9 protein-coding genes and 1 pseudogene are annotated in these 12,391 nt (G+C 48.8%); 4 read left to right on the top strand and 6 right to left on the bottom strand.

Translation table 11 applies throughout. The features are described from left to right. Positions 1 to 338 precede the first annotated feature (338 nt). Complete coding sequence (gene focA / locus J4685_RS17015; protein ID WP_000642541.1) at positions 339 to 1,196, top strand: formate transporter FocA; 858 nt, start codon at positions 339 to 341, stop codon at positions 1,194 to 1,196. A gap of 59 nt (positions 1,197 to 1,255) precedes the next feature. Continuing rightward, positions 1,256 to 3,538: a formate C-acetyltransferase gene (gene pflB, locus J4685_RS17020; RefSeq protein ID WP_001292799.1), complete on the top strand. Its 2,283-nt coding sequence runs from the start codon at positions 1,256 to 1,258 to the stop codon at positions 3,536 to 3,538. Between the two features lie 76 nt (positions 3,539 to 3,614). Here the strand turns inward: pflB and sopD2 are convergent. Next, positions 3,615 to 4,573, bottom strand: a pseudogene (sopD2, locus tag J4685_RS17025) (type III secretion system effector SopD2). A gap of 130 nt (positions 4,574 to 4,703) precedes the next feature. Here sopD2 and J4685_RS17030 point away from each other — a divergent pair. Both J4685_RS17030 and pflA read left to right on the top strand, forming a co-directional pair. Next, a complete protein-coding gene (locus J4685_RS17030) occupies positions 4,704 to 5,030 on the top strand; it encodes a hypothetical protein (RefSeq protein ID WP_010989001.1) in 327 nt (108 codons plus the stop codon). A gap of 118 nt (positions 5,031 to 5,148) precedes the next feature. Next, entirely contained in the window at positions 5,149 to 5,946 is a 798-nt protein-coding gene (gene pflA / locus J4685_RS17035; protein WP_000067927.1) for a pyruvate formate lyase 1-activating protein, read from the top strand. Positions 5,947 to 6,238: 292 nt separating this feature from the next. On the opposite strand, the gene J4685_RS17040 is transcribed toward pflA, so the two are convergent. From J4685_RS17040 to J4685_RS17060, 5 genes are all read right to left on the bottom strand, one after another. Further along, positions 6,239 to 7,660, bottom strand: a complete 1,422-nt coding sequence (locus J4685_RS17040) for an APC family permease (RefSeq protein WP_001134260.1) — start codon at positions 7,658 to 7,660, stop codon at positions 6,239 to 6,241. 217 nt (positions 7,661 to 7,877) lie between these two features. Then, positions 7,878 to 9,026 (bottom strand): MFS transporter, encoded by a 1,149-nt coding sequence (locus J4685_RS17045; RefSeq protein ID WP_000495738.1) that lies wholly within the window; start codon positions 9,024 to 9,026, stop codon positions 7,878 to 7,880. Between the two features lie 349 nt (positions 9,027 to 9,375). After that, a complete protein-coding gene (locus tag J4685_RS17050) occupies positions 9,376 to 10,209 on the bottom strand; it encodes a dimethyl sulfoxide reductase anchor subunit family protein (RefSeq protein ID WP_000578267.1) in 834 nt (277 codons plus the stop codon). Positions 10,210 to 10,240: 31 nt separating this feature from the next. After that, complete coding sequence (dmsB, locus tag J4685_RS17055; RefSeq protein ID WP_000213085.1) at positions 10,241 to 10,858, bottom strand: dimethylsulfoxide reductase iron-sulfur subunit DmsB; 618 nt, start codon at positions 10,856 to 10,858, stop codon at positions 10,241 to 10,243. A gap of 10 nt (positions 10,859 to 10,868) precedes the next feature. Further along, a partial coding sequence (locus tag J4685_RS17060) for a DMSO/selenate family reductase complex A subunit (RefSeq protein ID WP_208202747.1) occupies positions 10,869 to 12,391 on the bottom strand: 1,523 nt, incomplete at its 5' end.

A 12,391-nucleotide genomic window follows, 5' to 3' on the forward strand; every position in this document is an offset into this window, starting at 1 on the left:
GCCCCGTTTTATTTATTTTCACTAAACGGCGAAAAATGTAATAACAAGGTTAAATATTGGTTGTTGACATTAAATTAATTGACATAGTGATGTTACTTTATTTGTTGATTACTCCATATTAATTAACCGTGCAGCAGGAGGAGCCAGGAAAAAATTCAACTCTATTTATAATTTTTAAAATTTATTTTTATTAGGATAATCAAAAAGTTACACCGTAATTGCATAAAAGCCATGCGACTTACGGGCCTATAAGCCAGGCGAGATATGATCTATATCAAATTCTCATCTATAATGCTTTGTTAGTATCTCGTCGCCGACTTAATAAAGAGAGAGTTAGTGTGAAAGCTGACAACCCTTTTGACCTTTTACTCCCTGCAGCAATGGCCAAAGTGGCTGAAGAAGCAGGCGTCTATAAAGCAACGAAACATCCGCTTAAGACTTTCTATCTGGCGATTACCGCCGGCGTATTCATTTCAATTGCCTTTGTTTTTTATATTACTGCGACAACCGGTACTGGCGCGATGCCTTATGGTATGGCGAAACTTATCGGGGGTATCTGTTTCTCTTTGGGACTGATTCTCTGTGTTATTTGCGGCGCTGATCTTTTCACCTCTACTGTTCTGATCGTTGTAGCTAAAGCTAGCGGTCGCATCACCTGGGGGCAACTGGCTAAAAACTGGTTAAACGTCTATTTTGGTAACCTGATTGGCGCTCTGCTTTTCGTGTTACTGATGTGGCTTTCCGGCGAGTATATGACTGCCAACGGTCAATGGGGACTTAACGTCCTGCAAACCGCCGACCACAAAATGCACCACACTTTTATTGAAGCTGTCTGCCTCGGTATTCTGGCGAACCTGATGGTTTGTCTGGCCGTGTGGATGAGCTACTCAGGTCGTAGCCTGATGGACAAAGCGTTCATCATGGTACTGCCCGTCGCCATGTTTGTCACCAGCGGTTTTGAGCACAGTATCGCAAACATGTTTATGATTCCTATGGGTATTGTAATACGCGATTTCGCTACACCGGAGTTTTGGACCGCGGTTGGTTCGTCTCCGGAAAGTTTTTCTCACCTGACCGTGATGAGCTTCATCACTGATAACCTGATTCCGGTCACGATCGGTAATATTATCGGCGGCGGTTTGTTGGTCGGGTTGACATACTGGGTCATTTACCTGCGTGGTAACGAGCATCATTAATCTGTTGATGCCTATTACACGCAGTAAATAAAAAATCCACTTAAGAAGGTAGGTGTTACATGTCCGAGCTTAATGAAAAGTTAGCCACAGCCTGGGAAGGTTTTACCAAAGGTGACTGGCAGAATGAAGTAAACGTCCGTGACTTCATTCAGAAAAACTACACTCCGTATGAGGGTGACGAGTCCTTCCTGGCTGGCGCTACTGACGCGACCACCAAGCTGTGGGACAGCGTAATGGAAGGCGTTAAACAGGAAAACCGCACTCACGCGCCTGTTGACTTTGACACCTCCGTTGCTTCCACCATCACTTCTCACGACGCTGGCTACATCAACAAAGCGCTTGAGAAAATTGTTGGTCTGCAGACTGAAGCTCCGCTGAAGCGTGCGATTATCCCGTTCGGCGGCATCAAAATGGTTGAAGGTTCCTGCAAAGCGTACAATCGCGAGCTGGACCCAATGATCAAAAAAATCTTCACCGAATACCGTAAGACCCACAACCAGGGCGTGTTCGACGTTTATACTCCGGACATCCTGCGTTGCCGTAAATCCGGCGTTCTGACCGGTCTGCCGGATGCGTATGGCCGTGGCCGTATCATCGGTGACTACCGTCGCGTAGCGCTGTACGGTATCGACTACCTGATGAAAGACAAATTCGCGCAGTTTACGTCTCTGCAATCCGATCTGGAAAACGGCGTAAATCTGGAAGCGACTATCCGTCTGCGTGAAGAAATCGCTGAACAGCACCGCGCTCTGGGTCAGATCAAAGAAATGGCGGCTAAATACGGCTGCGATATCTCTGGTCCGGCGACTAACGCTCAGGAAGCAATCCAGTGGACTTACTTCGGTTACCTGGCTGCGGTTAAATCTCAGAACGGCGCAGCAATGTCCTTCGGTCGTGTATCCACCTTCCTGGATGCGTACATCGAACGTGACCTGAAAGCAGGCAAAATCACCGAGCAAGACGCACAGGAAATGATTGACCACCTGGTCATGAAACTGCGTATGGTTCGCTTCCTGCGTACTCCTGAATATGATGAACTGTTCTCCGGCGACCCGATTTGGGCAACCGAATCTATCGGTGGTATGGGCGTTGACGGCCGTACTCTGGTCACCAAAAACAGCTTCCGCTTCCTGAACACCCTGTACACCATGGGGCCGTCTCCGGAGCCGAACATCACCGTTCTGTGGTCTGAAAAACTGCCGCTGAACTTCAAGAAATTCGCCGCTAAAGTCTCCATCGACACCTCTTCTCTGCAGTACGAGAACGATGACCTGATGCGTCCGGACTTCAACAATGATGACTACGCTATCGCATGCTGCGTAAGCCCGATGATCGTTGGTAAACAAATGCAGTTCTTCGGTGCGCGTGCAAACCTGGCGAAAACCATGCTGTACGCAATCAACGGCGGCGTTGATGAAAAACTGAAAATGCAGGTTGGTCCGAAATCCGAACCGATCAAAGGCGATGTTCTGAACTTCGACGAAGTGATGGATCGCATGGATCACTTCATGGACTGGCTGGCTAAACAGTATGTCACCGCGCTGAACGTTATCCACTACATGCACGACAAGTACAGCTACGAAGCCTCTCTGATGGCGCTGCACGACCGTGACGTTATCCGCACCATGGCGTGTGGTATCGCAGGTCTGTCCGTTGCGGCTGACTCCCTGTCTGCCATCAAATATGCGAAAGTTAAACCGATTCGTGACGAAGATGGCCTGGCTATCGACTTCGAAATCGAAGGCGAATACCCGCAGTTTGGTAACAACGACGCTCGTGTAGATGACATGGCGGTTGACCTGGTAGAACGTTTCATGAAGAAAATTCAGAAACTGACCACCTACCGTGGCGCTATCCCGACGCAGTCTGTTCTGACCATCACTTCTAACGTTGTGTATGGTAAGAAAACTGGTAACACCCCGGATGGTCGTCGTGCTGGCGCGCCGTTCGGACCAGGTGCTAACCCGATGCACGGTCGTGACCAGAAAGGCGCTGTCGCCTCTCTGACCTCCGTTGCTAAACTGCCGTTTGCTTACGCGAAAGATGGTATTTCTTATACCTTCTCTATCGTTCCGAACGCACTGGGTAAAGACGACGAAGTTCGTAAGACTAACCTGGCAGGTCTGATGGATGGTTACTTCCACCACGAAGCGTCCATCGAAGGCGGTCAGCACCTGAACGTCAACGTCATGAACCGTGAAATGTTGCTGGACGCGATGGAACATCCGGAAAAATATCCGCAGCTGACCATCCGTGTATCTGGTTACGCAGTACGTTTTAACTCCCTGACGAAAGAACAGCAGCAGGACGTTATTACTCGTACCTTCACGCAGACCATGTAATGGGTTTGACTGAAATTACGCCATAAAAAGCGTACAAAAAAAGGCTCCATGTCAGTGGGGCCTTTTTAATGACTTTTTATATAAGCATATTGCGACAACAAGAATTTTCACTTATAAATAAAGTGTTATCATGTGATCTATATATTCTTCTCAGAATAGCATCAATTTCTCTTTTATTATTTTGATACTCATCATAATCCTTATTTAATACATCAGAAAACAGCATGGTGTTAGTTTCTATTAAATCAGATAACAATGACGGTTTATATGCGTGTAGCAGATAGATAAGTGTTGGATGAACCATATCAAACAGGACTTCTTCCTCTAATTCCCAGTAACCTATGTTACAAAATTGGGTATGAATATTAAAAGACCCCATTTGAAGACAACGTAGTTTATTCATCTCCTCTTCAGTAAGCGTACCATTCCATTCAACACATGCCCTTTTTCGATCTTCTCCAGATCGCATAAACTTATAAACTTCATCCTTAATGTAATCATCCTCACTAACTGCATCTTTAAGTTTATTAGCAAAGCCTTCTAATAATTCTGGATAGCGAGCAATTTTTTCTCCATACTTAATACATACTTTAAAAAACAACTCTTCTTCATCTTCTTCCATCACTTTAAAAATACAGTTTTCTGAAACGTTGAGGAGACGATGCAAATTACATTTATCAATAACCTGGCCATCAATCTCAAATAAAACTTGTGTCTGATTCATATCAAAACGCATAACAAAGCGCTCTTGTTGAGATGGATTAGCATATTGTTTTAATTGTGTAAAGGCATGTATCTTCTCCATGCCGGTTATATCAACATTAAGTTCAGCTTGATTTTCACGTTCACATCCATGGATGAGTGTATATAATACCTCCAGCACCTCTTTTTTTTGTGTGTTCTGAAGCAGTCCTTAAATCTATCCCATACCCCCATGTATAGCGCTTCTTCTTTATCAGGACTCATCAAACGGATTAGCCGTGAAGTATTAACTTCATAGTTATGACGATTACCAAAACTTAACGTAACTGGCATAATAACTCCTTTGATTATTTACCGCGAAAGCAAAATCCAATCCGTTGCTCTCATTTTTTGATTAAAACCACACTCTATTTAAGAGATTGAATCAGCCTGGGTTTAGAAATGACATCAGATTTACACCTGATTGCGCGTTGAATGCGACGCCAGGCGCTGGACAGCGCATAACGTTCTTTGGACACATCTGAATTATGTTGAGAATTATTTTCGTTCTGACCACAACAAAACGGCGCCAACCATTCGAAAAAAGAGGCGGATCATAAACAGTAAAACCAGGGCGCTATGGATGATACACTTGCAGTATGTATTGCGGTTGAGGCGTTACGAGCTGATGAATGAGCCAGAATTTCTGGCGGTGCGAGTTATGCAGCATAGATTTGCCGTATATTTTATACTGAATAGAGGTAAAATAGCTCCATTGCAGCACATTCTGGAACAGCCACACATTCTGTAGTCCAAAATTTACGCTCGCAGTACCGCTTTTTTACAGGATGCCCCCCCCTTACCAGGGTGCTCAACATGCCCGGAATGTGTCCATAAACCCCATGTTATTTAGAGCTAGCCGAAGCGATATGAGTAACTTAACCGATTGTATTACAAATGAAAGTGTTGCAGTAACTGCTGATAAAAAGCCGGTTATTGGTCGCATTCACTCCTTTGAGTCCTGTGGCACCGTTGATGGCCCAGGCATCCGCTTTATTACCTTTTTCCAGGGCTGCCTGATGCGCTGCCTGTATTGCCATAACCGCGACACATGGGATACGCATGGCGGTAAAGAAATCACCGTTGAAGACTTAATGAAAGAGGTGGTGACCTATCGGCATTTTATGAATGCTTCTGGCGGCGGCGTGACGGCATCCGGCGGCGAGGCCATTTTGCAGGCAGAATTTGTACGCGACTGGTTTCGCGCCTGTAAAAAAGAAGGTATCCACACCTGTCTCGACACCAACGGCTTTGTGCGCCGTTATGACCCGGTGATTGATGAACTGCTGGACGTTACCGATCTGGTGATGCTCGATCTCAAGCAGATGAATGATGAGATCCACCAGAATCTGGTCGGTGTCTCCAATCACCGGACGCTGGAATTCGCGCAGTATTTATCAAAGAAAAATGTGAAGGTCTGGATCCGTTACGTTGTCGTTCCCGGCTGGTCTGACGACGATGATTCCGCGCATCGCCTGGGTGAGTTTACCCGCGATATGGGTAATGTCGAAAAAATCGAACTGCTGCCCTATCATGAGCTGGGCAAACATAAATGGGTGGCAATGGGCGAAGAATATAAACTGGATGGCGTGAAGCCGCCTAAAAAAGAGACCATAGAGCGTGTAAAGGGTATTCTTGAGCAGTATGGTCATAAAGTGATGTATTAATCGCCTGCTATCTTATCCGCTTTTAAACGGCTACCCATGACGGTAGCCGTTTTGCTGTCTGGGTAACGCTCTTACCGCTAAAATACCCGACCCCGCCGTCAGACAGGCCTGGTTAACAATATTACGCTTACCAGGTATTAAATACAGAGTCGCTTATCTGCTGCTGGGTTGAAGGTCTGACAACTATTGCTGCCCCCGGCGCCTGTTAATACCGTGGTCTCCGCCTGGAACCCAGGCACCTGTAACCTTAAAAGGCGCTCGCCTGACAGGAGCGCCGTGGAAAAGAGCGTCGTTATGTGTTTCTACGCGCCAGCAGTGGGAAAATTAATCCCAACCCGACCAGGACAAAAGGTGTCACGATGTTCAACGTCAGCTGGAATGTCCACTCCGGTGTGAACGCCTCCATTTTGGGGAAAATACCGGTAAGGCAGGCAAACGCGGTGAAGGCAAAACACCATATCCCCACAGTTAACGCCAACGCCCGGTTGCGAATAAACACATATTCGGGTTTGTACTTTTGCGCCAGTCGAATGACGGCAATAAAGGCGACGAATACCCACAGATAGCGCAGCGGCATGACGACTGAGTTGAGATTAAGCAGCCATTTGTACAGGTTGTTCATATCGCCGATGCCAAGCGTTGGCAACATAATCAAGATAGCGACCAACACTAATGTCAGCAAATAACCATTAACTGGCGTACCTGAAGCGTTAGTACGACATAAGCGCTGCGGGATATATTTACTGTCTGCATCACCCAGTAATACTTTCAGTGGCGCATCAATAGAAAACACCAGCGCGGCGATTTGCCCCAGAGTATTGGCAATGGCATAAATCACCATCAATGAATTACCCATATGGTAATACTCACCCAATTTCTGGAATGCATAATATTGCCCGTTGGTCATTAAATCGTCAGGTATATGCCGGGAATCAAACATCATTCCCATCGCCAACGAACCGAGGATAGCGCAGACCGCAACCATGACGGCTAAAAAGAGCATCCCCTTCGGAAATTCTTTTCCTGGATTCCGCGTCTGGTTGACGTAAGGCGAGATCTTCTCCGCCCCACCAACCGCAAAGACCAACATAGAGATGGTGGTGATATAGGTAAAATCGATATGGGGAATAAATGACTGCCAGGTGATGTTAGCGGTCGCAATTTCAACGTTTGTAATTGCTGGCGCGGTCACTGCCATCACAACATATAAAATTGACATGATAAACATGGCAATCCCGGCCACAGACCCAACAACCTTTAGCGATTTCATCCCCCGGGAAGCAACCCACATAAAGAAAACAAACAATGCCAGCGTCAGCCCCTGCAAGGCAACGACGGTATATTCTTTTATCAACGAGCCGTCGCCTTTTAAAGCCCATCCCAATGCAATGAGTATCGCCTGCGGCTTTTGCGCCAGGTAGGGAATATGCACGACCCAATAAGTCCATGCCGCAAGGTAAGCCAACCCCGGCCCCATCGTATGCTTAATCCAGGTACTGACGCCCCCTTTTCCCTCTTTGAAGGTTGAGCCCAGTTGCCCCACGATTAAGGCATAAGGAATAAAATAGAGCGCAAAAATAAACACCCAGGAGAAGACAACCACTAACCCCTGGTTAGCATAGTTATTGACAACATTGCCGAATCCCCAAACGGTAATAAACGACATCAAGGCGATGTTGTACCATCGCAACTGTTTTTCCTGCACATTCGGCATAACGCGATCCTTCGTGAACACAATGCTATTACTATAAATGAAGCGGGGGATTATGCGCGGTAAAGACGAAGAGAGAAAATAGAGGAGCGCAAAATTATAACCTTCGGCACATTTTATTTTTCAGTAAAGCAAGAAAATTATGCAGGTCAATTATTTTACGTAAAACATAAACAAAGAGTATGCAAGACTCACGTCCTGCATACGATTCAGAGAACAGTTAGATGTGGGCGACAGGATTAGGCGTCTGGCCGGCGTTACGTAACAGCATCAGCAGATAAATAAACGATACGCTGGCGATCATAATAAACAGCAGATTATCTGAATAATTCTGCATTAACATCGCAGCAAAAGACGGCCCCAACAGGCTCCCTACCGTATAACTTAACAACAGCGCCTGGTTCATTGCCACAAGCTGGTGGTGTTCGACTTTTTCACAGGCCCAGGCCATTGCAACGGGATAAAGCGTAAAACCCGCCGCCCCCAGAATAAACAGAGCTGGCGCCATCGCCGCCTGGGTTAACATGGCAATACTACCGAGTATGACAACGAATACCTGTACGCGTAACACCAGCAAGCGACCAAATTTGTCCGCCAGACGTCCCATTGGCCATTGCCCCAAAATGCCGGCACTCACCAGCACCGCCATCCAGAAACCGATGCTGGCGTTAGCCATCCCCTGATGCTTCAGATATAACGGCATCAGGCCATATAATGAACCAAGAACAATGCCGGAAATAATACAACCATTCACGCCAAGACGCGCCTGGCGTAGCTTCAGCATGGCGCTAATAGAAGAGGAATGACGTGTCTGCGTTTGCTGATTTACAATTCGGGTAAAGAGTAGCGGCAGAATTCCCGCCAGAATCATTCCGGTCACCCAGGGAAGGACGTGCAGCAATTCACCAGATACTTTACTGACCAATAATTGTCCAAGGAAGGTCCCCATGTAATAGACCATCATATAGGCAGCCAGCAGGCGCCCGCGATTATGCGAGGTTCCGCTGCACATCAACGCGCTTTCGACAACCACCCAAATCATAGCGCAGCCGATACCAGCAATAAAACGCCAGCTCATCCAGCTCCAGAACCCCACCATCACCCCCAATCCGACACAACCCGCGGCGAAGATCAGCGAGGCAAGATAATAGCTACGGTTAAACCCAATGCGTTTAATTAAATACCCGGTAAATAACGTCCCGACCAGATTGCCGGTAAAATAAGACGAGCTGACCATCCCCACCTGCCAGGTCGGAAGGTTTGCCTGAGCAAGCCACAGCAGCACAAGCGTATTCAGTACCGCAATGGCCAGGGTCAACAAAAGTAGCCCGCACAGCAAAAGCATGACGGGACGGGTATAGGTGAACATGAATAAAAACCGTGAGGAAGTTCAAATTTCATGCGCATCATGCCATCGCCAAAAACATTGTCAATCGGCTCCGCATGGGCGATCCGCAAGTTTTGAGACTATCGATTTGATTTACTTATTCTGTTCGTGAATATATTGAAAGGCTAAAAATTCATCCCCTTGTTTTTATTGATCTAACCCGCAAAATCGGCGTTTTGTTCAGTCGAAAAATTTCATGGTTCCTTTAGCTTCGTTTTCTTCTCTATGGATTTATATGCGCCTTCTCCGCCCCGGTTATATTCCTTAAATTGATGGCGGCTAAAGGCGCATTCGGCCTGCACGTTCTGCAGGCCGAATTCGCGTCAACGCGTTAGCTGGCTACCGCCATGCCCACGGTCATATGCAGCCCATAGAATACGCCGCGGCCAATCAATTCCCCCGCCAGCATCAGAATGAAGGCGACAGAGAGCAACGGTACCGCAGGTTGATACCCTTTTAACTGTGGCACAATCCAGCAGCACAACGCCGCCGCAAGCAGCACCATACGCCAGGCCATCAGCGAGCCATAATCCGGCACCAGAGCAGACGCCTGCTGAATGGAACTGTGAATCGTCGCCAGTTCCGCGCCCTGCATGGCCACCATAATGGCAATAACCACCAGCGCCAGCACCGACACCGCAGGCAACAAACGCATCGCCCAACCGTTCACGCCTGCGATGCGCAGCAGCAGATAACCCAGTAGCGGGCCACCCATAAAGAGCGTCAGGAAGAAGCCCAGCGGCGTCCAGACGCTATACCAGGTCGGTACTGTATCGATGCTGTTATAGACGCGTACCATCATCCAGACGAAGACGACGCCCAGTACCATCGTGATAATCAGCCAGAGTGTGCGCAGTGCCGGCGGCAGCTTTTTCAGTACCGCCAGCAGCCAGCCAATCCCGCCGACCGCAAAAAACACCGAGCCGCTGGCAATTTCATTGCTCAGTGCGGAAGCACCCACGCGGTTAAGCGAGTTAAACGCGCGCATCGGCGAGCCCAGATGCAGCATCGAGGCGATAAAGCCAATCCCCATCAGCACCCACAGACCAAACATACAGGCGATCACCCGCTGCTGCGTTTCCGCGCGCAGGTCGCCCTTCATCAGCGCCAGAGCCAGAACAATAAAACCACCGGCCACGCACTGACCAAAGACCGTGAAGATCATCAACGGCTATTCATGCCATCCACTTCCCATCTTATACCTCCTTCGGATTGGCCAGATAACCGGTGGTGTCCCCGGTCGGGCGGCTGTTGGCGTTGGGTTTAATCACAATATTCGGCTTCGTGAAATGCGCGCGCGGCAACGGCGCGACGGCAGCCAGCTCACTGTGTTTTTTGCGCAGTTCGTCGATAGGACCAAAGTCCAGCGCCCGCAGCGGGCAGGATTCCACGCAGATCGGTTTCTTGCCTTCCGCCACCCGATCATAACAGCCGTCGCACTTGGTCATATGACCTTTGGCGGCGTTGTACTGCGGCGCGCCGTACGGGCAGGCCATGTGGCAGTAGCGGCAGCCGATACATACGTCTTCATCCACCACCACAAAACCGTCATCGCGCTTGTGCATCGCGCCGCTCGGGCAGACTTTGGTACAGGCCGGGTCTTCGCAGTGGTTACAGGAGATGGAGAGATAGTAGGCAAAGACGTTCTGGTGCCAGACGCTGTTATCTTCCTGCCAGTCGCCGCCCGCATACTCATAAATGCGGCGGAAGCTGACATCCGGGGTCAAATCTTTGTAGTCCTTGCAGGCCAGTTCGCAGGTTTTGCAACCGGTGCAACGGCTGGAATCAATAAAAAATCCATACTGGGTTGTCATCGGTTACTCCTTACGCCTTTTCAACCTGAACGAGGTTCGTATGTGACGGGTTCCCCTTCGCCAGCGGAGAAGGACGTTGGGTCGTCAGTACGTTAATACATCCGCCCTGATCCACGCGTTTTGCATCCGGGTCATACCATGCGCCTTCTCCCAGGGCGACCACGCCCGGCATCATGCGCGGCGTCACTTTAGCCTCGATGTGTACTTCGCCGCGATCGTTGAAGATGCGGACTTTATCGCCATTGTTGATACCGCGTTTCTGCGCATCCATTGGGTTAATCCACATTTCCTGGCGACAGGCGGCTTTCAGTACGTCTACGTTGCCATAAGTGGAATGCACACGCGCTTTATAGTGGAAACCCGTCAACTGCAGCGGGAATTTATCCGTTAGCGGATCGTTATAGTTTTCAAAACCTGGCGTGTAGATCGGTAATGGATCGATCACGTCGCCTTCCGGCAGCTCCCAAGTGGCGGCGATATCCGCCAACGCCTGTGAATAGATTTCAATCTTGCCCGATGGCGTTGTAAGTGGATTCGCTTGCGGATCTTCGCGGAAGTCTTTATAGGCGACATGGTGGCCTTCGGGGTCACGCTGTTTGAAGATGCCTTGCTTACGGAACTCCTCAAAGGTGGGCAGATTCGGAATGGATTTACGCGACTGTTCGTACAGATGACGCATCCACTCTTCTTGCGTCCGTCCTTCGGTAAACTGTTGTTCCACGCCAAGACGTTTCGCCAGTTCGCTGGTCATCTCATAAATCGTCTTACACTCGAAGCGCGGTTTAATCGCCTGGTCAGTGAAGATAACGTAAGACATGTTCCCACAGGAGGCATCCAGCGCAAAGTCCATCTGCTCAGAAGCAGTACAATCAGGCAACAGAATATCGGCGTATTTTGCCGACGAGGTCATATGACAGTCGATAACGACGATCATTTCGCATTTCTTGTCATCCTGCAGGATTTCGTGGGTGCGGTTAATCTCAGAGTGCTGGTTAATCAAACAGTTGCCAGCATAGTTCCAGATCATTTTGATCGGCACGTCCAGCTTATCTTTACCCCGCACGCCATCACGCAGCGCCGTCATTTCCGGGCCGCGTTCAATGGCATCGGTCCACATAAACATGGAGATGCTGGTTTCAACCGGATTTTCCAACGTGGGCATACGTTCAAATGGTAGGGCATAAGACCCTTCGCGCGCGCCGCTGTTACCGCCGTTAATCCCAACATTACCCGTCAGGATCGCCAGCATCGAGATGGCGCGCGTGGCGATTTCTCCATTAGCATGACGTTGTGGTCCCCACCCCTGGCAAATATAGGCGGGTTTAGCGCTGCCGATTTCTCGCGCCAGCTTAATAATGCGATCCGCCGGGATACCGGTAATTTGCGCCGCCCACTCCGGCGTCTTCGCGATACCGTCCTCGCCCTGGCCCAAAATATAAGCCTTATAATGGCCATTGGGGGGCGCGTCAGCCGGAAGGGTCTTTTCATCGTAGCCGATGCAATAGTTGTCGAGAAAAGGCTGGTCAACGAGAT

The organism is Salmonella sp. 32100201201700099SM, from assembly GCF_017572645.1.
In the GTDB taxonomy this organism is placed as follows: domain Bacteria; phylum Pseudomonadota; class Gammaproteobacteria; order Enterobacterales; family Enterobacteriaceae; genus Salmonella; species Salmonella enterica.